Source organism: Streptomyces sp. NPDC052020 (assembly GCF_040680575.1).
Classification (GTDB): domain Bacteria; phylum Actinomycetota; class Actinomycetes; order Streptomycetales; family Streptomycetaceae; genus Streptomyces.
The window spans coordinates 32,963-53,698 of sequence record NZ_JBFAWY010000037.1; the positions used below are offsets into that span (position 1 = coordinate 32,963).

Consider the following 20,736-nt stretch of genomic DNA (forward strand, 5'->3'; position numbering starts at 1 on the left):
TGGTGCGGGTACCTCCGCCTGTCCGTGGGCGGGCATCCCGCCACGTGGGTCGGCGTTCGGTGGTACCGGTCAGTGAGGGGCCGGCGGTTGGCTGAGGCAGAACGGCAACGTCCGGACCGGGGCCCGGGAAGCGTCGTTCCATTCCTCCGACTCCGGCGTGGAGCGAGGCAGTCAGCTGCCTCTTTAGTAAGAGCAGCGGCGGCTTCTAAGGCTGTGACCTGCGGTTTTGCGAAGACCATGGTGTCCTGGAGAGCACATTCGGGTCTCTGAAATGTCAATCTGGCGGGCACATTCGGGGCGGAAAATCAAGCTGTGGTTGATTTTCTCCGGGGCCTGCGCGGGCGGACGAAGCCGCAGGTCAGGAGGGTGGCGGTGAGCGCCGGAACGGTGCGTCGGGGCGAGTGGCAACCGCGAGAATGTGCCGGAATGGCGACACGGGAAGTCAACCTGTGCTTGATTTTCGTCGCTAGAAGGCTGGAAAAGTCAAGCTGTGTTTGATTCTTCGGGTGTTCCGGGGCGCGGAGGTCTCTTAGGGGGACGGCCCGGCGCATCGCCGCAGCGAAACGCAAGCACCGCTTGATATTTGAGCTAGTCTCTGGATCGCCTGAGTATCAAAGGAGGTCCTGTGACAGCCGATCCACCAGCACGCCGACGGCCCCGAGTCGTCCCTGACGCCGCATCGGACGATGCGGGCTTTGACGATCTCTTGCAGGTCCTCGGAGAGCAGCTTGGCGAAGTCACCCAGAGCGCGGACCCCCGTAGCCGCCGCAAGCTCAAGAACGTCACGTTCGAGTACGAGCCCGATCACACGGCTGTCCACGACATGGCGGGAGACGCCGGCTACAGCCTGGCCTCCAACTGGTTCACCCAGCTCCTGGCCCAGCTCGCCGTCGCCAACTCCATCACCAAGTCCCAGCTCTGTGTCTTCCTCTACGTCGCCGGCGGACAGCAGCGCGGCACAGGCATCGCCCGCTACACGCAGCAGGAGATCACCGACGGCCTCAACGAGCTCGCCGCGAAGAAGGGGGGCAAGCGCATCACCCGCTCCACGGTCAACCGGGCCATCAAGGCCCTGGTGGGCTACAAGTGGGTCGAACAGCTCGGCAACGGCGTGATCCAGCTGAACGTACGCCTGTGGTTCCACGGCAACAGCAACGCCCAGCATGCCGTCCTCGAGCAACTCGCCGTCCAGCACGACCGCGACCCCGAGGCCTTTCCCCACGCCATCGGCCCGGACGTCCACCAAGAGGAACTGGACCTCGACTTCACCCGCAACTCACACTATGGAACGGGAAGGCGTACAGGGTGATAGGCACCCGTCAACCTCTCCACCACCCGGCACGAGGAAGGGATACCGATGGCTGAAGTAATGTCGCCGGTCGTGTCCGAACGCATCTGGGCCCTACCGGTCTCCGGGGCCACGGTCAAGTTCCTGCAGTACTTGGTCTACCGCAGCGACTTCGGCGGCTACCTTCCCGTGCGCCAGAAGGACATGGCGAGCGAGTACCGCGTCACCCCGCAGGCCATCAGCAACCTCATCGCCCCCCTGTGCGAGCTGAACATCGTCCTGCGGCCGCAGAACGAGGAGGGCAACCGCGGTAAGGGGAACTCCTACCGTCTGCACCCTCTGGCAGCGAAGTACGCCAGCTCCCAGGACATGGAGGCCGCCTTCAGGGCCGCGATCGCCAGCATCAAGGCCGGCGAGCTGCCGAACCTGAAGCTGCCCGCCTACGCCGCCGTCCCGCCCGCGGCGGACGGCCGCCCGAAACTCCAGGTCGCCTGAGGCGCCTGAGGACAAAACAGGGCCGCCACCGGAAAACCGGTGGCGGCCCTGCGCCTGAGTAAGAGGTGCGCCTGTACTATACCCAGCCATCGTGAACTTCAGCGCGTCGAGATCGCCATCCGGATGACGGGGGAGCGCCGACACGATGAGGACGGCGACCGAGGCACGCCGACGGACCGCGTCCGCGTGGGCCCGCGCCCGTCGCCTCGGATACGTAGGCTCGGCCCGCGGCGCCGGATTGCCCTCCCCGGACGGATCTGCGGGTGACGGATTCACGGCGGCCTGGGCGAGTGCGTGGGCCGCATGCGTGGTGCCGGCGGCAGCGGCGTAGGCGCTCCCGTCTCTGGTGGGGCGCGGAACGCCTCGGTCACGTAGGCGGCGAAGCGGCGGGAGGCCCGGCAGGCCGTGCGGTCGTCCCGGTTCGCCGATGCCGCGCACGGGGGCCTGCGCGCGGTCGTGCACGAGGTGTCGCCGCTGGACCGGGCGGTGCCGGACCACCGCGAGATGGACGCGGGGGAGGTGTGCGGCAGGGTTGTGCTGGTGAACTGAGCCGGGCGGGGACGGCGTGCGCGGCCCGGGTGAGGAGAAGGGACTCGCCCGGGTTGTGGCTGACGCCCGGCGCCGACGGCCGGCATCGTCGGCGCCGGGCACGCAGGGCCGTTCGGCTCCCGCCTGGCACCCCGGCATCACCGGGCGCTCGGTGGGAGCCTTGGCAGGTCGGTCAGTTGGATCCCGCGGGTTCCGGTTCACTGGTCCCCGTGGTGGTGCCCGCCTGAGCCGTGGTCTCACGGCACTGGCTGGTTCGTCCGCTGAAGGCCATCGTCAGACGGTCGGGTTTGACGGTGACCACGGCTTGGGCGCGGGGCGGCCTTGACGCCAGGTCCAGGCGGGACCAGGACCGCAGCACCGTGGCGAGGATGATCTGCAATTCCGTCCAGGCGAAGTTCTCGCCGACGCATTTGCGGCGGCCGTCACCGAAGGCGAGGAAGGAGCCGCGGGTACGCGGAGCGCGCTCGGCGGTCCAGCGGCCTGGGTCGAAGGTCTCCGGGTCGGGGAAGTGGTCGGGGTCGTGCTGGTGGAGGTACGGGCTCCAGACGACGTCGGCGCCTTGCGGGATGCGGTGCCCGCCGAGGTCGATGTCGCGTGTGGCGGTACGGGTGACCATCCAGGCCGGCCCGTACTTGCGGACGGCCTCCTGCAACACCTGGCGTGCGAACGGCAGCCGGTCCAGGTCGTCGCCGCGCAACGGCCGGCCCGCGCACACGGAGGCGAGTTCCGCGCGCAGCCGCCGCTCGATCTCAGGATGCCGGCTGATCTCGTACAGGGTCCACGCCAGGGTGGTGCCGGTGGTTTCGATGGCGCCGGTCAGCAGGGTGATGGCCTCGTCCTGCAACTGCTGCCGGGTGAGCGGATCAGGTGCGTTGAGAAGGGTCTCGAACAGCCCCGTCCGGCCTGCCGCGTGCGGGCATCCGGCGGCGTCCGCGGAGGTCGGCGGGGGAGGGAGAGGCCGGCCGGCGTGGTGGTCGATGGCCTGGTCGATCAGGGTGCGCAGACGGTCGACCCGGGCGGCGTGGGCGCGGTGGGCCGGCAGCGGAAGGCGGGTGACCCAGGACGGCAGTATGGTCTGCCGGATGGTGCCCCTCATGATGGCGGGCATCAGGCTGGTGAACTCGCCCTGGAGGTGGCCCGGCAGGTCGGTGCCGAACAGGGCGACCAGGAAGGCGGCCAGCGTGACGTCGTTCATGTCGGCGAAGACGTCGCGCGGCTCGCCGTCCTCCCAGGCGGCCACCATCGACGCGACCTGGTCGATCATGGCGTCGGTCCGGGTGGCTATGTGGGCCTTGTTGAACATCGGCTGCAACAGGCGCCGGTTGCGCAGGTGGGTGTCGCCGTCGGCGACGGTGGCGAGTCCGTCACCGAAGAACACCCGGAGAGCGTCGATGATTTTGCCGCCTTTGGTGAAGTGCGCGGCGTCGGTGACGAGGACCTGGCGGGTGAGTACGGGGTCGGTGACCACGTAGGCGGGCGTGGTGCCGATACGGATGCGGACGACGCTGCCGTGTTCCCGCAGAGAGGTGATGAAGGACAGGGGGGTGCGGGCGAGGTGATGGGCGTGTCCGACGATCGGCAGTCCGCCTGGCGCGGTGGGCGTGGGGGCGGGGGCGGGGGCGGGGTGCGGGGTGTTCATGACGCTGGGCACTCCTCGGGTGGGGTCGCTGAGGTGCGGCCGATGCATGCCCAAGATCGATCACCGGAATGCGGGTTGTTCTTGATCTTTGCGTCACACCCGCGTGACCGCTGTCGGACGGCCCGGTCGTCAGCGGCGCCGTGATCTGGTCACGGTGCTGTCGCCGGGGCGGGCCGCTGGAGGGCCTGGTCGACAAGTGGGTGATGCAGGTACCGGGCGACCCGTACCAAGTACGCCTGTTGCTCGGAGGCGGGCACGTTGACGCCGGGGAGCGACGGGGGACGGCTGCCCTGGCTGACGGGAGGGCTGTCCGACGCCCGCCGCAGGGCGGCGTCACGCAGGACGGCGGCGGCCTGGGCCGCGGTATGGTCCGCGTCCGGGATGGCGGGTCCGGGTGTTGTCCCTGACCCGCCGAGGAGGTCGGATACCGCGAGAGCGGGGGCGCTGCTCATCCACGGCTTGAGGGTCCGCGCGCCGTCCAGGGTCTCGATCATCATGCGGTCGAGTCTGATCCGGCTGCTTTCCCACCAGGCCGTGGGGATGACGAGATCGGGCTGTCCGGCCACGACGAGTCGCCACAGGGGTTTGAGGAGGCGGCGGTCGCGGCGGTCACTGCGGGTCGTGGCCAGCACGAGGCGGCCCAGGGACTGGTTGGCGGCGATCCCGCTGAGGATGGTGGCGGCCCAGGAGGCGTCGGCGAGGAAGTCCAGTCGGTGTCCGCCGCCGGTGAGAACGCTGATCATCGCGGTGAGGGTGAAGGCGGCCGTGGCCAGGTCGAGCCCGACGGCGAGGGCGAACCATTGCATGCAGCGGCGGACGTCCTGGGCGAGTTCCGGGCGGTCGGGCATGGTGACGTGCCGGCACTGGTTCATCGTGGCGAGCACGGTGATGGTGAGGGCGCCGAAGTAGATGATCTTCAGGGCGAGGACCGCGGGCACGTCGGCGTAGGCGGGCGCGAAGCGGAGGGGACGAGCCGCGCCCGGCAGGTCGGCCACGGCGTACAGGAGGGTCATGGCGGCTGTCACCGCCGTGTAGAAGGGCAGCCAGCGCCGGAGGGCTTTGCGCCGCGCGGCCGGTGTGTGCCGTTCGGGGTGCCACAGCAGGGTCATGTACTGGGCGTGGCCGACGCAGAGCAGGGTGGCGATGTCGATCAGCAGCGCCGGAAGGTTGGCGGAGTGGACGGCCCGTCCCACGGCTCGGTAGACGGGCGGGGTGGCCAGGAGGAAGATGACGCCGGCGTGCAGGAGGACCGACGCGGTCAGTTTCAGCGTGCGGCCCGGCTCGTGCCGTGCGGCCAGGGCTTTGGTGATGCCCAGGCTCAGGGTGGCGACAGCGATGGTGAGGTTGACCGCGGTCAGGAGAGTCAGCCACATCGCGTTACCAGGAGCGGTTGGTGAAGGCGCTGGTGATGGCGTCCGCGGCGGCGTTGGTGCCGCCGTCGGCGGCGAGGAGCCGCGGTACGGCGGTGGCCCAGGCCTCGGCCGCCAGTTCTTCCCCCGAGTCGTAGACGGCGCGGAGCTTGGCCGGGCGGTTCGCGCTCAGTACGTCGCGTACCAGATCCGGTGGCAGGGTGGTCAGTTGGTGGGCCAGGTGGTCGGGGCGGAGCTGGATGCCGTGGCCGTTGACGCACGCGTCGTCCGTGTCCGTGGCGATCCAGGGCAGCAGATGGCCCAGTTCGTGGACCTTGACGCGTAACTTCTGCCAGGCCGTGTTGTCGCGGCTGATGATGATCCGGTCCTGAGTGGGGCCGCGCAGGCACAGTCCGCTCAGTGCCGGGTCGAGATCCATCTCCTGGACGGTGATCGGCCGCTGATTGAGGTCGGCGATGGCGTCGACGAGTTGTTGCAGGCTTGCGCCTGGGGCCAGGCCGAGCTTCTTGCGGAAGATGCGACGGGCTCGGCGGACGTCCCCGTTGAAGGCACGGCCGCGAGGAGCGGCTCCGTCGCGGTGGGCACGTCCGTGGGTGCCGGCGCGGTACGGGGGCGCGGCGCCGGTGTGGTTCATGCCTGTGGGTCCTCCCGTCCCGGGGTCTCGCTGGTCGTGGGCACAACCGGGCGGATGCCGCGGGGCGGTCGTGCTGTGGTGGGGCGGTGGTGGTGCGGGCCGGTCATGGTCGGTGACGGCCTCATCTCCCCCCTCTGGTCACGCCATGACCAGCTGTGCCAATCGAGTTGCGGGGGGAGAGTACCAGGCCGGCGGTGAACCGGTGATGGCCCGAGGGGGAGCGCCGGGAGCACCGCCCGGGGGAGAGCCGCCGAGGGGACGCCGCTACGCGGGGACCAGGGCGGTGAGGGTCACGGGCAGGGCTTGGACGGAGTTGGAGGCGTACGTCCATTCCGGGACGAGGGCGCGAGGGTCGGGGCAGGCCACCTGGAACCGGCGGAACAGCGCGTCCAGGGCGACGGAGGCGGTCATCCGCCCCAAGGGTGCTCCGACGCAGTAATGGGCGCCCTTGGCGAAAGACAGGTGGCGGGCGGCGGTACGGGTGACGTCGAAGGTGTCGGCGGTCGGCCCGAAGCGTTCGGGGTCGCGGCCGGTTGCCGCGACGTAGATCAGGACGGGGTCACCCGCCCTGATCCGGACGCCGTCGAGGAGGAGCTCGGTGCGCGCGTAGTAGAACATCACCACGCGGATGGGGCTGAGCCAGCGCAGCGTCTCTTCCACCACCGCACGGGTCCAGTCCGTGCCGGACGCGGCGCGGGCCTTGGCGAACTGGTCGGGGTGCTCCAGCAGGGAGCGGACCGCGTTGGTGATCAGGTTCTTGCTGGTCTCGTGGCCGGCGAAGAGCATCAGGAGCAGCGTTTCGGCGAGTTCTTCCGCGCTGAGCCGGTCCTCGCCGTCGTGGGCCGCGATCAGGGCGGAGGTGAGGTCGTCACCAGGACCGGTCCGCTTGGTCTCGATCAGTTTCCCGATGATCCGGCCCAGGCCGAGCTGGGCGGCTCGCATCTGCTCCGGAGTGCTCTGGCTGCCGATGACCGTGCCGTAGTACTGGGCGAGCAGCTGACGGTCGGCGCGGTCCTCGACGCCGAAGAGGTGGGAGATGACGCCCATCGGCAGGGCGAACGCGTATTCCCGGCGCAGGTCCACGACCGCGCCACCGGCGGCGGAGAGACCGTCCAGCAGGGTGTCGGCCATCTTCTCGATCACCGGCCGCAGCCGCTCGATCCGCTTGGGGGTGAAGGCCTGGCTGAGCAGGGAGCGCAGTCTCAGGTGGTCGGCACCGTCGCGGTTGAGCATGCTCTTCATGGTGATCAGCGGCAGCAGGGGCCAGCCGGCGGGTATCCGGCCGTCCTGGTAGTCCTTCCAGTGGACGGGGTCTTTGCTGAAATCGGGGCTCGTGAAAATCCTGTCGGCGGTGGCGTAGTCCGCGGTCGCCCAGCACCTCACGGCGCCGTCCAGCTCGATCGGCACCAGGGGGCCCAGCCGGCGCAGTCGGTTCCCTTCCGCGACCACGTCGGCGGCATAGGGATCCAGAGTGGTCACGGGATCGTCGAGGGCAAGCGCCATTCAGCAACCTCCGGTTGGGGCGCGACGCCGAGTCGCGGCGTGGGGCTGGGCGGGATCGAAGGAGACCGGCAGGGCGCGGGGACAGCGCATCATGATGCCCGGCTCCCATTCCACGGGCCGGCCGGGATCGGTGAGGTGGACGTCGGGGATACGGTCCCAGAGGCATTCGACCGCTGCCCGCGCGATCGCCTGGGCGAGATCGGGCACCGGGCACTGGTGTGGCCCGTTGCCCCACGAGAAGAAGGCCTCGTTGTACGTGGCGAAGTCCGCGCGGTCGCTCGCGGACCCGTGGCACGGGTCGGTGTTCGCGCCGGCCAGGCCGAGGACGAGCATGTCGCCCGCCTGGATGTGACGGCCGCCCACGACGACGTCCCGCGTCGCCCACCGGCCGATCACGTTCTGCAAGGGGGTCCGCTCCCACAGGGTTGCCCGGAGCGCTCCCTGGACGTCCATCCACCCGGCCCACATACCGGCCTGCACGTCGCGGCGGCTGACCAGCTGCTCTATGGCGTTCGCGATCCAGACGGCCGTCGCTCCGTGGCCGGCGTTGATGGTCAGCCAGATCTGCTCGCGTATCTCGGTGTCCACCGCGTCCCGCGACATGCCGGGGGACATGGCATCGTGTTCCTGGATGAGCCAGGTCGTGAGGTCCCCGGCCGGCTCCTCGCGGCGTCGCCTCACCTGCCCGGTGACGATGTCCATGACCTGCCGCGCGGCCGCCGGTGCGTCGTCGCCGCAGGCCAGCAGGGCCGCGATCGCGCGTTGCAGGGGCGCTTCGGCCGCCGGCGGGAAGCCGAACAGCCGCATCAGAGTGAGCAGCGGCAGCGGAAGCGCGTAGCGGGCCAGCAGATCCGTCCGGCCGGCGCCGACGAACGTGTCGATGAGCCGGTGACCGGTCTCCACGGCGGACCGGCGGACCCGCTGGGCCTTCACCTTGCCCAGGGCGCGGGTGAGGGCCCCGCGCAGCCGTGTGTGCTCCTCGCCGCCGGCGAAGACCGCGTTCGGCCGCCAGACGGTGTGCGGCTCCAGGGGCCAGCCCTCGGGAACGCTTCCCTCGCGGGGTCGCCAGTAACGGGAATCCCTGGTGAAGGTCTCTCCTCGCTGGGTGACCTCTTTCAGCTCGGCGTAGCCGAGTACGAGCCACGCGAACACGCCGTCGAGGACCACCGGTACGACGCCTCCGTACGCGCGCCGTCGGGCCTCGTAGAAGGCGGCGGGGTCGTGCCGCAGATCGTCGCCGGTGATGTGGCAGGCGTCCTGGTGGGCCGGGCAGCCGGGCGGGGGTAACCGGGTGTCGGACAGATCGGTCGCGTAGGGAGAGTGGGAGGTCATCGCACCAGTTCCGTGATCACCAGGGGAGGCGGGGCCGGGCCGCACGAGCCGCCCGGGCGCTGAGCGCGGCCCGGGTGTATGTGATCCTGAGGGACCGCCTGTGGAGGTGTCAACAATTGAAGACGGCTCTGGTTGGCGGCGTCCCGACCGGATACCCTCACTGCGCACCGCCGACGCCGTGGCCCTTTGGAGACTTGGTGACCGACTCCTCCCGCCAGAAGGCGGCCGCAGCCGAGATCGCGCGTCTGCGCGGCGACATCGAGAAGTACGCCGCCTATCTCGGCCAGCCCGTCGAGCGGTTTCTGAACCCGCAGTTCGTCTCCTTCCACACCGGCATCACCCCGCAGCGCGTCGGGGAGCTGCTCCAGGGCGCCATGCCGGAGGTCGAGCCAGAGGGCAAGGAAGCCCTGGAGGTCTTCCAGAGGCGGTTGTTCCGTGAGCGGCTGAACTTCCTGCGCGACACCCGCACCAAGTGCGGAGGCGAGCCGTATTCGCTGCGGGACATGGAGGAGGCCACCAACATCTCTTTCCAGCAGATCTCCAGCCTGCTCAACGGCAAGCGGAGTGCGAACGCGGCCCACGCCGACCGGCTGGAGAGGTTTTTCGACCAGGTCTCCCAGCGGCGCACGCCGCCCTCGCGGGTGCCCCGGGGCTTCTGTCACCGGGACGAAGCCACCGCCCTCATCACGCACCTGACCCAGATGGTCGACACCGACCTGCGCGCTCTCGTCCTGGCCACCCTCGCCGAGGAGTTCGACTCCACCTCTGTGGCGTTGCGCGGCGCCGGCGAAATCGACGTCGTCACCCTGCTGCCGGTGTTGGCCCAGCTCCGCGACGAGGCGCGCGCGCGACGCGGCGGTTGACCCGGGGGTGCCCGCACCGCGCACTGGCCGCGACCGGCCCGCGTGCGTACCACCGTGTCGCCGATCGTGGCGCGGGTGCCACGCATGATGGCATGCCGAAATCCTGGCGCACCACGTCTGACGTGGGCTTTCTCCGATTGTTGACACCCTGCCCGAGGTGCAGCACCATCAGGGGCGTTCGCCGTCGGCACAGAACACCGCGACGGCGACTGTGCAGCCTGCCTTGCCCGAAACCGTCTGCGTCACTCCGCCTGCCGACGAACGCACCACCGCACGCCCGTGTCCGGTGCGTCGGTGCACACGCGCGGCGGAGCACCAAGGGGGAACCCGTTGACCGCGCAACGACTGAGTACCGACGCGTTCGCCGCCGAGGACGTCACCCAGCTCCAGATCCTGATGACGCAATTGATCGACACGTGCGCGGCCATCGGCCGGCAGCGCGACGCGGCGGGAGCGTGGCAGCCCGCCGCGTCCGGCGCCGAGGGCGGCTTCGCCGAAGCACGTGAGGTGATCGAACAACTCTCCCGCAGCCTGAACCGCACCCGGCGCGCCATCCGCAAGATCGACACAGCGGCACGTGCCCGCCGCACCCAGCACCGCATCGCCGCCGACGTCACCTGGAGCCCGATGTAAGCCGCCAAGCGCTGCGGACCGCCGGCCGGGGCCGACGCCATCTTGCGGCGGTTGGTGTGCCGCCGACGTGGCCGGGGCCGGTGACCGTGGCGGGAAACGCGGCCGGCGAGGAGGCCGGCGACGGCCTCGGGGGCGCTGGCGAGCCGGCCGGCCAGGGTCTCCCCTCGGGTGCGGGATGACGCCCCCTGCCGGGTGCGGCCGGGAAGCCTCACGCTCAGGCGGGCGGCAACGGGCTCAGGTCACCGTCGATGACGACGCGAACGATCGGCGGCCGGCCCCACAGGGCCGGGATCTCGTTGGACGGATCGACGAGCCGCCCCTGGTCGCCCAGTCCGCGCGCGGCGATGCCGGCCGCCGCCAGGCTGCGGGGACGGCCCCCGAGTCCAGCAGCGACCGCCGTTCCGCCGGCCCGGCTTCGAGGTATTCGGGCCCGGTGAGCCGGCCGATCTGCCGGAGGCCGGCGAGGGCGCCCGGGTAGGCGGTGAGGGTCCGCGGACGCGGGAGTCCGGTCACAGGGGGTGAGATCGAGCGGAGGGCCGTCCCGCACCCCGACGCAGAGCACCTCCAGTTCCGGCTGCGCGGCGGCCTCGGCGCTGGGCAGGTGGGCCACGTTGACGTGAACCACGACCGGCGGCGCCTCGCACTGTGCGCGGGGCCGGCGCGGCTTGACCCCCCGTACCGGGCCGGTGGACGAGTGGGCGGCCAACTCGGCTCCCGTGTACGGCTCGTGGCCCAGCATCACGACCTGCCCGGTCCGGCCGCAGGGCCCGGGGGTCAGGCCGACCGCGAGCCGGTCGCCACCGCCGTTGTCGCCGAAGACGATCCGGCCGGGCGATCCGGCAAGGCCCTGGACGGCGGCGTCGGGCGGGGTGAGGACCGCCTCGCAGGCGGCGAACCGCCACGGCGCAGGCTCCGCCGCCCGGCGGCCAGGCTCGTGGTCTGGCCCGTCCGAGGCCCGGTCCAGTAGCTCTGCCGCAGCCTGCGCGACGGCATCCTCGTCCGGCTCGCGCTGCCCGCGTTCGGTCAGGATCTGGTGGGCCCGGTCGAAGACCGGCTCGCCCCTCCGCAGCCACGGTCACCGGGCGAGGGGGCTGGACACCTGTCGATCGACGGCACACCGCACCCCGGACTCAACCCGCTCGGGTTACATGGATGGGCTAAACACAAGGATAAATTGGGTTAGGGTTCGAGGTGCGAAAGGAGTGCGGATGGCTACCGAGGAAGAGCTGTTCGCGTCGGTCGACGCGCTGCTCGAGGAGGAGCCGCAGCTTCCGCCGCCGGCGGAGCGCGCCCGGCTGCGGGAGGCCGCCGGCGTCACCCAGGCCCGCCTCGCGACCGCGCTGAAGACGACGACCCAGAGCGTGAAGAACTGGGAGAACGGCCGGAGCGAGCCCAAGGAGCCGCGCCTGACGGCGTACCAGCGGCTGCTGAAGGGCTGGGCGGCGAAGTACCCCGCGCACGGCACCCCCGCCGCCCCCGTCGTCGCGCAGGCCCCGGTCGCCGCACCGCGGCAGGAGGGGACGGCCGCGTGCACCGCCCCGGCCGCTTCCGAGGCGCCCGAGGCGGGGACGGCCGTGCCGGTGCAGGCGCCCGCCGCCCCGGCCGTGCCCGGGCGTGCCACTGGTCCGGCCGCGTCTGGGCGTACCGGCCGTCCGGCCGCGCGCCCGGCGGCGTCGTCGCGTCGTCCGGCCGCGGTGAGGGCCGCCGAACCCGCCGCCGCGGATCCCCGGTTCCCGCACGGTCCGCTCGCGGTGCTGGACGGTGACGGCTGCGCGTACGGCGCCGACGGCATCGTGCTCGACTGCCCGGCGACCACGGTTCCCCAGCTGGTGGAGTGGACGCTGCGGGAGTCCGGCCTCGGCGCCCCGAAGCTCAACCGCTACGGCAAGGACTCCGACCCGCTCATCGTGCTCACCGCGTCCGCGGCCGTGCGGCTCGGGCTGCCCGAGCGCCTGGAGGGCCGCGAGCAGCGCCGCTCCCTGCGCCTGCCCGACGACCACCCGGTGGTCCAGGAGACCGGACGCGCGAAGTGGCAGCTCACGCAGCGCGGTTTCGGCCCCTGGGCGCGGATCTACCGCAAGGCCCAGGGACGTGAACGGCAGTGCGTCCAGCTGGCGGTCCTGTCGTGGGACGCCCTCGACGAGCGGTCCTGGCCCGGCGTCGCCGGCATGGAGCCGGCCGACATCGCCCGGGTCCTCGGCGTCTACGCCCAGCGGGTCATCACCCCGCGCGGCTCCACCGCCGTGACGGGACTGGAGCTGATGACGGCGCTGCGTCCGCCCACCCGCGCGGTGCGGGACGAGGCGACCGGGAACTGGGTGCCCGGCCACAATCCCGGCTCGCTGGGGACGGAGCCGCTGGACCCGGCGCCGCCGGAGGCCACCCCCGAGCACCCCGTCGTCGTGAACTCGGGCTGGAGGGGCGGGTTCCTGAACGAGGAGGCGTACCAGTGGGTGCGCGACGTCGACCTCCTGACCGATGAGGAGTGCTGCCTGCCGTACGCGGTGGGCCTGGACCTGAACACCGCGTTCCTCGCGGCCGCCGCCCGCCTCACGGTAGGCCTGTCCGAGCCGGTGCACTTCGTGAGCCCGGCGTTCAACCCGAAGATCCCCGGCTCCTGGCTGGTCGATCTCTCCCACGTGGAGCTGGACCCGCGCCTGCCGTCGCCGTTCACGCCGACCGGCGAGCGCCCGACGGGACCGGCCTGGTACCAGACGCACACCGTCGCCTACGCCCAGGAGCTCGGCTACAACGTCCGGCCCCTGGAGGCGTACCTGCGCCGCGAGACCGGCGCCTACCTCGACCCGTGGCACGACCGGCTCAAGACCGCCTACGTCGACACCCTCGCCGATCTCGGTGTCACCCGGGACCTGTCCGATCAGGAGTTCCTGTCGGCGATGGAGCGGCACAGGGACGACCCGGCCCTGGCCGCGGTCCTGTCCGCCATCAAGGCGACCGTGAAGGGCGGCGTCGGCAAGCTGCGCGAGCGCCCGCAGGGCAAGAACTACCAGGCGGGGGAGCGGTGGCCGGCCCTGGAGCGGCCGACCTGGCGCCCGGACATCCGCGCCGCCGTCATCTCCAAGGCCCGGGTCAACATGCACCGCAAGCTGCTGAACATGTCCCGGATGACGGGCCTGTACCCGCTCGCCGTGCTGTCCGACTGCGTCGTCTATCCCAGTCCCGGACCCTCGCCGCTGGACTTCCTGCCCTACGCCGCCTCGGGCAAGCCCCAGCCCGGAGGGTTCCGCCTCGGCCCCACGCCGGGCCTGGCGAAGCTGGAAGGCGTCCAGGAACTGCTGTGGGCCGTCGACCTGATGGAGAAGGGCTACAACCCGGCCCGGCACATCAAGGGCGGCGACGCCGTCATGGACGACGGTGAGTAAGCGCCGTGACCACCGGCACCCGCCCCGCCCGGTCACTGGAGACCGGCCCGGAGCCGGAGCGGACGCCGGGCCGCCGGGAGGCGCGCACCCGGCTCCGCTCCGAGCTGTGGCGGCATGACCCGCGCGAGATGCGGAAGAACTGGTTCCGGCCGGCCGGCCCCGACGGCCGGGACCCCACCCCCGAAGGGAGCTGAAGCCGTGGCGGGAGAGATCGAGGACGCCATCGAGCGCGCCGAACAGGAGACCTTCACCCGGGAACCCCCCAAGACCCTCAAGGGGCAGATCGGCTACCTGCTCAGGCGGTTGGGCACGGCGAAGGCGGTGGCGGCGGAGATCGGAGTCACCGCGGACTCCGTCAACCGCTACCGGCGGGGCGCCAGGAAGAACCCGCCCAAGGACATCGCCGCGAGGATCGAGGCCGCGGTACGGCGGCGGTGGCAGCCCCGGGTCCGCGAGCGCCGGCGCCGCGAGGCCGCCCGCACCCGAGGGATCACCGTGGAGACCCGGGCCCGGTTCGGGTACACCGCGCCGGTCGGCACGACCGACGACGGACGCTTCCGGCGGCTCACCGTGCACCTTCCCCCGCAGTACGCCCGCCGCCTGTTCGACGCCCGCGACGCCGGGGCCGGCGACCGGCAGATGCGCCAGATCATCGCCGAAGGGTTCAAAGACGTGTACTTCCAGGACGGCGGAGCCCGCGCTGCGGGTCTCTCGGACGTCGCCATCAACGACATCGATTACCTGGATCTCGAATACTGAGGCGAGAACCGCCGACGAAATGAGGTGCCGTCGCCTGAGCCGAGGCGCGATAGGTGCCACCGAGGCAGGCTTGTTGTGCCTTCGCGTCGGAGCCTGGCGGTGCCAGGGGCGCGGTTTTGGCGACGCCGGTGCGGGCCGGTCACCTCGTACCGCGCGATGCGCCGGGAGCTGATGGCGGACCGGACGCTGTCCCCGAGATCCGGCACGGTGCCCCGGCGTTCACCGCCGGCGGTCACAGGGCGGTGGCGGCGCGGACCAGCCCCGCGACCGCCGTTGAGCGGCTGTGCGGGGGCCAGGCGATGACCGTGGTGACGTGGGGGGCGTCGGAGACCGGTACGGCGGTGAGGTCCTCGCGCAGGCCGGTGCGGCCCGACTCCGGCACGACCGCGCAGGCGCGGCCGAGGGCGATGAGCTGGGTGAGTTGCGTGTGGTCGCGCACCCGCGGTCCGGGGCCGTCCGGGAAGGTGCCGTCAGGGCGAGGCCAGCGGGGCAGGGGCAGGTCGGGAAGGTCGCTGACCTCGGCGAGCCGCACGTGGGGGCGGGCGCTGAGAGGGTGGCCCACCGGGAGGATCGCGACCTGACCCTCGAAGTGCAGGTCCTCGGTGTCGAAGCCGGCCGTGTCGTCGAATGGCCGATGCAGCAGGGCTACGTCGGCCCGGCCGTCGTGCAGCAACCGTGCCTGCGTATCGGCCGGCGCCGACGGGCCGACGGGCCGCTTCTTCGACGACGAGGGAGAGGTCTCCTGGTGACGCGCTCCCGGTTCGCGCTGCCCCGGGGAGACGGCGCGTGCGCGTCCTCGTGACCGGCGCCGTCACGCTATGTCGGTACGGCCGTCGAGCCCGAGCCGCCGGCGGACCACGAGGTGAGGGACCGGAAGGCACCGGGCGTCTGTGACAAGTAGCCCGCCTTCCCGTCCGCTTGCGGCAGCACGCCCTCGCACTGTTCGCCCACCAGGTCCGCGGCCATCCGCAGGCGCGTCCGCACCGGCCGAACCGCCGGCCAGCCCGCTGCGTTCCCGCACGCACTCCGAACGCGTAGCCGAGATCGCCATCTGCGCTGGACAGGGCACCGAACGGGCACGGTAGGTCGGCCGAAAAGGGGAGCGTGATGGTCACCGATCGGGCTCTTTCCAGTGCTGCGGTGTCCCGTCCCTGCCCCGACCACGCCGGTCAGGCGCGCGCGAAGCGCTTGCGGGCTGCGACGATGGCCGCAGGCGCGGCTACGAAGGCGAGGGCGCCGCACAGAACGGCGAGGACCGGGTAGCTGGCCGAGGCGACGACGACGCCGGAGGCCAGGCCGCCGGCAGCCCCCGCAAGGGCGATGGCGACGTCGACGAGTCCCTGGACCTTGGCGCGGGTGGCGAGGGGTGTGCTGTCGGTGACGATCGCGGTGCCGGTGACCAGGCCGAAGTTCCAGCCGACGCCGAGCAGGACGAGGGCGAGGGCGATCAGGCTGATGGAGCGTCCGGGCGCGAGGGCGGCGACCACTCCCGCGGCGAGCAGTGTGCCGGCCGTCACCACGCTCATGGCGGTGGCGCCGAATCGGTCGACGAGGTGGCCGGCCAGTGGGGACGGCAGGTACATGGAACCGGTGTGCAGGGCGATGACCAGGCCGGAGGCGGCGGTGCCGAAGCCGTGGGCGTGCAGGTGGATGGGGGTCATGGTCATCACGGCGACCATGACGAGCTGGCTGAGGACGAGGACCACGACGCCGACGAGCAGGCCGGGGCCGGGCCGGGAGGGGAAAAGGGCGGGTGCGCCCTCGTCCGAGGCCGCGGGCAGGGCTCGGGCGAGCACCAGCGGGTCTGGGCGCAGCCATACGAGGAGGGTGAGTGCGGCCAGGGTGAACGCGACCGTGGAGAGGAGGAACAGGCCGGTCAGTGCGGGCAGGTGGAGTGTGGTCGCGAGGTGCCCGGCGGGGGCGGCGAGCAGGGGGCCGGCGATGCCGCCGGCGGTGGTGACGACGATGACGGTGGAGGTGGCGCGGGCACGCTGATGGGGCGGGGCGAGGTCGGCTCCCGCGTACCGGGCCTGGAGGTTGGACGTGGTGCCGGCGCCGTAGAGGAACAGGGAGACGAACAGCAGCGCGGGGCTGCCGAGCGCGGCCGCGACGACGACGCCGGCACCGCCGAGGGCGCCGGTGAGGTATCCGGCGGCCAGTCCGGGGCGGCGGCCGAGGCGCTGGGAGACGCGTCCGATGACGACGGCGGCGCCGGCGGAGCCCGCGGTGAGCAGGGCGATGGGCAGCCCGGACAGCGAGGTGTCGTGGAGCATCTGCCCGGCCAGCAGCCCGGCGACGGTGACACCGGCGGCGAGGCCGGCACCGCTGAGGACCTGGGAGACGAGCAGGACGGTCAGGGTGCGCTTCTGCGCCGCGGCTATGGAGGGGGACAGCGCAGCGGTGGGCGGGGTGCGTGGGGAGGCGAGGGGCGGGTGGCCCATGTGATCCGTACTTTCGGGGAGGCCGGGGTGGCGGGTTGCCGGACGGGGGGGCCCGGTGGTCGTCAGGCGGCGTTCAGGTGTGCGCGGAACGGGAGAGCGCGGACGAAGTGGCCGATGATGTGGGCCAGTTGCCGCTCGGCGTCGTGGGCGAGGGCCATCGCGCCGTCCGGGGAGGTCGTGCTGTGCCGGCCCAGGACGAACCGGCCCCTGGGTGACCTGGGCGCCGAGCGCGGTGAACAGCGGTGCCGCGGGCAGGCCGCGCGGGGTGAGTACGTGGGTCCGGTGGCCGCGGGCCCGGAGGTCCGTGGCGGTGTGCTCGGCCAGGAGCGCGGTACGGGACGTTGGGAGGGGCTGCCGGACAGGGCGAGAACGGTGGCCACGAGAACTCCTCGGGAACTCCCGGGAATCGGGGGACTTCGGGTGACGGGGGCGTTGGCGGGCGGAGGATCGTCCGTCCCGTGTCAGCGCGGGGTGTCGGGCATGCCGTAGGCGTCGGCGATCAGCTCGGTGGAACGCAGCCGGGCCTGGACGGAGTGGCCGACGCCGCCGATCATGAGCTCGTCCGCGCCGGAGTCCCGCTGGACCTGGTTCAGGTGGGCGGTGACCTGCCCGGGGGTGCCGTGCGGGACGTGGTTCAGCCAGCTGTCGACGATCTGGCGTTCCTGGGCGTCGTAGGTGTAGGCGTCCACTTCCTCGGGGGACGGCAGCAGGTAGGACTTGCGCTGGAACATGCGGAGCATGGCGTGTGCGAGGGTGCCGGCCTGGCGGCGGGCCTCCCGCTCGTCGTCGGATGCCGCGATGGTGAAGCTGACCAGCGCGTACGGCTCGGCCAGGGCCTCGGACGGGGTGAAGCGCTCGCGGTACAGACGCAGGGCGGCCACGACATCGCGCGGGTTGAAGTGCGCGGCGAAGGCGAACGGCAGGCCGAGCCGGGCGGCGAGCTGCGCGGAGTAGCCGGACGAGCCGAGCAGCCACACCGGCAGGCGGCCGGCGGGCGGGGTGACGCCGTTGAGCCGGTCCTGGGCGGGCCCGGGCACGGCGTACACGCGGCCGGCGTATGGGTGTTCGGCGGGGAAGTCGTCGCCGAGGAAGTGCAGCAGCTCGGCCACCTGCTGGGGGAAGTCCTCGGCGCCGCTCGCGCCGCGGCGCAGGGCGGCGGCCGTGGCGTGGTCGGTGCCCGGGGCGCGGCCCAGGCCCAGGTCGATACGGCCGGGGGCGAGGGCGTCCAGCATGCCGAACTGTTCGGCGACGACCAGCGGCGGGTGGTTGGGCAGCATGATCCCGCCCGCGCCGAGCCGCAGCCTGCTGGTCTCCGCGGTGAGCCGGGCCAGCAGGACGGGCGGGCTGGAGGTGGAGACGCCGGGCATGGCGTGGTGCTCGTTCATCCAGTAGCGGGTGAAGCCGCGCCGGTCGGCGAGCCGGGCGAGTTCGATGCTGCCGGCCAGAGCCTCCGCGGCGGTCTGGCCGGTGCCGGTCATGGCGGAGTCCAGTACGGACAGAGGGGCGGGGGCGGAGCCATGGCGGGTGCCGCGGATCGGGTCGGTCATGGTCGTGCGGTCCTTCGGTGGTGCGGGAGGTGAGGGAGGCGCCGGGCGCCGGCCGACAGTCGCGGCGGGTCTCTGTCGGCGGGCGCCCGGCCGTGTCCGGTCTCTGTGCCCAGCGTGCGTGGGGTCAGCCGCGGACGCCGAAGTCGACGCGGCCGGCGAGACCGGCGGCGGCGAAGGCGGCGACGAGCTCGTCACGGCCCTCGGTGAAGTGGGCCCAGCTGTCGTAGTGGACGGGGACCACGTGGCCGGCATCGAGGATCTTCGCGGCCTGGGCGGCCTGGGCGCTGTCCAGAACGATCACCTCGCCGTCGAAGACTTCGGCGAAGCGGGGCGCTCCGGCAAAGAGGAGGGCCGTGTCCACCGGGGCGAAGCGCTCGGCGATGTCCCTGACCGCGTCGAGAGAGGCGTTGTCGCCGCTGACGTAGACGGTGGGCAGGCCCTCGCCGGTCAGGACGAACCCGACGACCTGGCCGGTGATCGGCTCGACCTCCTCGCGGGGGCCGGGGCCGTGGATGGCGGGCACGCCGGTCACGGTCACCGTGCCGGGCCCGCCGTCCCGGCGCTCGAGCTCGACCGACTGCCAGTCGGCGAGGCCGGTGGCCGCCTCCCCGAGACGCTCTCCGCCGCCGGGGGTGGTGAGCGTCAGCGGGACGTCGGCGAGCAGGGCCCGGCCGGAGGTGTCGAGGTTGTCGGCGTGCTCGTCATGGGAGAGCAGGACCACGTCGACGCGGCCGAGATCGGCCGGGCTGCCGTCGGCCGCCGCCGTCTTGGTCAGCACGACGGCCGGTGCCTGGTGTTCGCCGGGGCCGTCGAAGGTCGGGTCGGTGAGAAAGCGCAGGCCGCCGTAGTCGAAGAGGGCAGTCGGGCCGCCGAAGACGCGGACGGGGAAGGGGGCGGTCTGCGGGGTCGGGGAAGACACGAAAAAAGTTCCTCACGGATAGGTTGCGCGTTAACCGTGAGTCGACTGTACGTGTGTCTCACGGATGGATGCAACCCGTACCATGAGAGGCATGGAAGAGTTCGTGACGGAAGAAGCCGCCTTGCCGTCGGCACCGGGCGAGGCGGAGCATCCGGCCCTGGCCTTGGCCAACAGTGCCGTCGCACTGCCCGGCGGGCACACAGCCGACCTCCTGGGAACCCCGGCGCGGGCCGAGCGGTGGCTGGCGCGGCGCGACCTCGCCCCGGCCGACGCCGGCTTGGCGGAGGTATGCGCGACGCAGCTGCGCTCGTTGCGCGAACAGGTCAGGTCGCTACTGGCCTCCCGTGTCGCCGGACAGCCCGCCCTGCCCGCCGCCGTCACGGCGATCAACGACGCGATGACCCGCGTCCCCACCGCACCCCTCCTGTTGTGGGACGAGAAGGCCGGTCCCTACCGCGCCACCCCCCACCCCACCACCGCGATCGTCGAGCACGCCCTGGCCGTCGTCGCCGCCGACGCCGCCGATCTGCTCACCTCCCCGGACGCCGCCCGCCTAGCCGCCTGCGCCTCCCCGCCCTGCAACCGCTTCCTGCTCAAGCACGGCCGTCGCCAGTGGTGCTCCACCCGCTGCGGCGACCGCGCCCGAGCCGCCCGCGCCTACGCCCGCCGCACCGCGACGGACTGACGACGCCGCGTTCGCCGTCGGGGCGACCCGCCTGTGGGCGTCCGACGGCATCGTCGCCAACGCAGTGAACCCCGGCGGTGTCGCGACGGGCCCGCGGCGGAACCTCACTCAGCGACAGAAGCGGTCACTCGACGCGGCCGAGGCCGCCGGAGTCTTCACGTACAAGACAGTCCAGCAGGGACCGCCACCGGCCTTGTCGCGGCCGCCGCCCCAAAGTCCGCCCCCTCTGGAGGCCACTACCCCGATGACGCGCACGGGGGCCTACACCGTGACGAACGACGCCGGCCTCGCGCAGCACCCGCACGGTGTCAAGAATGGGCGCTCGATCCCGCTGTCGCCGAGCGCCTCTGGGCGGTCTCGACCGACATGCTCCGCGTCTGACCTCTCGACGCCACGACACTCCCGCGTCCGGTCCGACTCTTTGAGCACAGGGCTGGGGGCGCGCGTCGATCCGGAGAACCTGCCGGGCCGCCACAGCGAGAAGGCAGCGCCCACCGGGTCGATCAGGGTCGCCATGCGGCCCTGACCGCCCGCGTCGAAGGGAGGCACGACAAGACGCGCGCCGATCGCCGTCGCGGTTTCGGCGCGACGGTCGACGTCGTCGACGGCCAGCTAGGAGGCGACGCGGGCGGGCGTGCCGGGCAGGCTGTCAGCGCGGGGCCGAAGGAGCGCCGTTCTCGCTCTCACCCAGGTCAT

Annotated in this window: 17 protein-coding genes and 4 pseudogenes; 10 read left to right on the forward strand and 11 right to left on the reverse strand. The window is 72.1% G+C overall.

Annotated elements, in window-relative coordinates:
- Positions 1–706: 706 nt before the first annotated feature.
- The 3 genes and pseudogenes from AB0L74_RS28685 to AB0L74_RS28695 all read left to right on the forward strand — a co-directional run.
- Positions 707–1,309 (forward strand): hypothetical protein, encoded by a 603-nt coding sequence (locus AB0L74_RS28685; protein ID WP_365658487.1) that lies wholly within the window; start codon positions 707–709, stop codon positions 1,307–1,309.
- Between the two features lie 48 nt (positions 1,310–1,357).
- Entirely contained in the window at positions 1,358–1,783 is a 426-nt protein-coding gene (locus tag AB0L74_RS28690) for a hypothetical protein (RefSeq protein ID WP_365658490.1), read from the forward strand.
- A 396-nt stretch (positions 1,784–2,179) separates the two neighbouring features.
- Positions 2,180–2,332: pseudogene (locus tag AB0L74_RS28695) on the forward strand (NADPH:quinone reductase); the annotation flags it as partial.
- Positions 2,333–2,504: 172 nt separating this feature from the next.
- Here AB0L74_RS28695 and AB0L74_RS28700 read toward each other — a convergent pair.
- From AB0L74_RS28700 to AB0L74_RS28720, 5 genes are all read right to left on the reverse strand, one after another.
- A complete protein-coding gene (locus tag AB0L74_RS28700; RefSeq protein ID WP_365658493.1) occupies positions 2,505–3,971 on the reverse strand; it encodes a cytochrome P450 in 1,467 nt (488 codons plus the stop codon).
- A 149-nt stretch (positions 3,972–4,120) separates the two neighbouring features.
- On the reverse strand, positions 4,121–5,344 hold the full coding sequence (locus tag AB0L74_RS28705) for a DUF6545 domain-containing protein (protein ID WP_365658496.1): 1,224 nt from the start codon (positions 5,342–5,344) through the stop codon (positions 4,121–4,123).
- 4 nt (positions 5,345–5,348) lie between these two features.
- Entirely contained in the window at positions 5,349–5,975 is a 627-nt protein-coding gene (locus AB0L74_RS28710) for a hypothetical protein (RefSeq protein ID WP_365658499.1), read from the reverse strand.
- 264 nt (positions 5,976–6,239) lie between these two features.
- Positions 6,240–7,454, reverse strand: coding sequence for a cytochrome P450 (locus AB0L74_RS28715; RefSeq protein ID WP_365658502.1), 1,215 nt, complete (start codon positions 7,452–7,454; stop codon positions 6,240–6,242).
- Between the two features lie 24 nt (positions 7,455–7,478).
- Positions 7,479–8,810 carry a cytochrome P450 gene (locus tag AB0L74_RS28720; RefSeq protein ID WP_365658505.1) on the reverse strand — a complete coding sequence of 444 codons (1,332 nt, stop codon included), beginning with the start codon at positions 8,808–8,810 and terminating at the stop codon, positions 7,479–7,481.
- Positions 8,811–9,007: 197 nt separating this feature from the next.
- On the opposite strand from AB0L74_RS28720, the gene AB0L74_RS28725 reads away from it, so the two are divergent.
- From AB0L74_RS28725 to AB0L74_RS28745, 5 genes are all read left to right on the forward strand, one after another.
- Complete coding sequence (locus tag AB0L74_RS28725) at positions 9,008–9,673, forward strand: helix-turn-helix transcriptional regulator (RefSeq protein ID WP_365658508.1); 666 nt, start codon at positions 9,008–9,010, stop codon at positions 9,671–9,673.
- Between the two features lie 330 nt (positions 9,674–10,003).
- Positions 10,004–10,306 carry a hypothetical protein gene (locus AB0L74_RS28730; RefSeq protein WP_365658511.1) on the forward strand — a complete coding sequence of 101 codons (303 nt, stop codon included), beginning with the start codon at positions 10,004–10,006 and terminating at the stop codon, positions 10,304–10,306.
- A 1,208-nt stretch (positions 10,307–11,514) separates the two neighbouring features.
- Positions 11,515–13,689, forward strand: coding sequence for a helix-turn-helix domain-containing protein (locus tag AB0L74_RS28735; protein WP_365658514.1), 2,175 nt, complete (start codon positions 11,515–11,517; stop codon positions 13,687–13,689).
- Positions 13,690–13,694: 5 nt separating this feature from the next.
- Positions 13,695–13,883, forward strand: a complete 189-nt coding sequence (locus AB0L74_RS28740; protein WP_365658517.1) for a hypothetical protein — start codon at positions 13,695–13,697, stop codon at positions 13,881–13,883.
- Between the two features lie 4 nt (positions 13,884–13,887).
- A complete protein-coding gene (locus tag AB0L74_RS28745; protein WP_365658520.1) occupies positions 13,888–14,448 on the forward strand; it encodes an XRE family transcriptional regulator in 561 nt (186 codons plus the stop codon).
- Positions 14,449–14,680: 232 nt separating this feature from the next.
- On the opposite strand, the pseudogene AB0L74_RS28750 reads toward AB0L74_RS28745, so the two are convergent.
- The 5 genes and pseudogenes from AB0L74_RS28750 to AB0L74_RS28770 form a co-directional block, all read right to left on the reverse strand.
- A pseudogene (locus AB0L74_RS28750) lies at positions 14,681–15,130 on the reverse strand (LysR substrate-binding domain-containing protein); the annotation flags it as partial.
- A gap of 487 nt (positions 15,131–15,617) precedes the next feature.
- Positions 15,618–16,889, reverse strand: a complete 1,272-nt coding sequence (locus tag AB0L74_RS28755; protein ID WP_365658523.1) for an MFS transporter — start codon at positions 16,887–16,889, stop codon at positions 15,618–15,620.
- A gap of 62 nt (positions 16,890–16,951) precedes the next feature.
- Positions 16,952–17,269 (reverse strand): hypothetical protein, encoded by a 318-nt coding sequence (locus AB0L74_RS28760; RefSeq protein WP_365658526.1) that lies wholly within the window; start codon positions 17,267–17,269, stop codon positions 16,952–16,954.
- Positions 17,270–17,350: 81 nt separating this feature from the next.
- Positions 17,351–18,436, reverse strand: coding sequence for an LLM class flavin-dependent oxidoreductase (locus AB0L74_RS28765; protein WP_365658529.1), 1,086 nt, complete (start codon positions 18,434–18,436; stop codon positions 17,351–17,353).
- A 124-nt stretch (positions 18,437–18,560) separates the two neighbouring features.
- Positions 18,561–19,355 (reverse strand): MBL fold metallo-hydrolase, encoded by a 795-nt coding sequence (locus tag AB0L74_RS28770; protein WP_365658532.1) that lies wholly within the window; start codon positions 19,353–19,355, stop codon positions 18,561–18,563.
- A gap of 91 nt (positions 19,356–19,446) precedes the next feature.
- Here AB0L74_RS28770 and AB0L74_RS28775 point away from each other — a divergent pair, with 91 nt between their 5' ends.
- Together AB0L74_RS28775 and AB0L74_RS28780 are read left to right on the forward strand one after the other, a co-directional pair.
- On the forward strand, positions 19,447–20,040 hold the full coding sequence (locus AB0L74_RS28775) for a CGNR zinc finger domain-containing protein (protein WP_365658535.1): 594 nt from the start codon (positions 19,447–19,449) through the stop codon (positions 20,038–20,040).
- Positions 20,033–20,421 (forward strand): annotated as a pseudogene (locus tag AB0L74_RS28780) (oxidoreductase); the annotation flags it as partial. The gene AB0L74_RS28775 and the pseudogene AB0L74_RS28780, both read left to right, overlap by 8 nt.
- Positions 20,422–20,490: 69 nt before the next feature.
- Here the strand turns inward: AB0L74_RS28780 and AB0L74_RS28785 are convergent.
- Positions 20,491–20,682, reverse strand: a pseudogene (locus AB0L74_RS28785) (VOC family protein); the annotation flags it as partial.
- Positions 20,683–20,736: the final 54 nt, after the last annotated feature.

Bases quoted from the DNA above. Each gene is read 5' to 3' on its own strand.
- AB0L74_RS28755 (WP_365658523.1), bottom strand. From the start codon at position 16,889: ATGGGCCACCCGCCCCTCGCCTCCCCACGCACCCCGCCCACCGCTGCG.
- AB0L74_RS28710 (WP_365658499.1), bottom strand. From the start codon at position 5,975: ATGAACCACACCGGCGCCGCGCCCCCGTACCGCGCCGGCACCCACGGA.
- AB0L74_RS28735 (WP_365658514.1), top strand. From the start codon at position 11,515: ATGGCTACCGAGGAAGAGCTGTTCGCGTCGGTCGACGCGCTGCTCGAG.
- AB0L74_RS28775 (WP_365658535.1), top strand. From the start codon at position 19,447: ATGGAAGAGTTCGTGACGGAAGAAGCCGCCTTGCCGTCGGCACCGGGC.
- AB0L74_RS28700 (WP_365658493.1), bottom strand. From the start codon at position 3,971: ATGAACACCCCGCACCCCGCCCCCGCCCCCGCCCCCACGCCCACCGCG.
- AB0L74_RS28720 (WP_365658505.1), bottom strand. From the start codon at position 8,810: ATGACCTCCCACTCTCCCTACGCGACCGATCTGTCCGACACCCGGTTA.
- AB0L74_RS28705 (WP_365658496.1), bottom strand. From the start codon at position 5,344: ATGTGGCTGACTCTCCTGACCGCGGTCAACCTCACCATCGCTGTCGCC.
- AB0L74_RS28765 (WP_365658529.1), bottom strand. From the start codon at position 18,436: ATGACCGACCCGATCCGCGGCACCCGCCATGGCTCCGCCCCCGCCCCT.
- AB0L74_RS28690 (WP_365658490.1), top strand. From the start codon at position 1,358: ATGGCTGAAGTAATGTCGCCGGTCGTGTCCGAACGCATCTGGGCCCTA.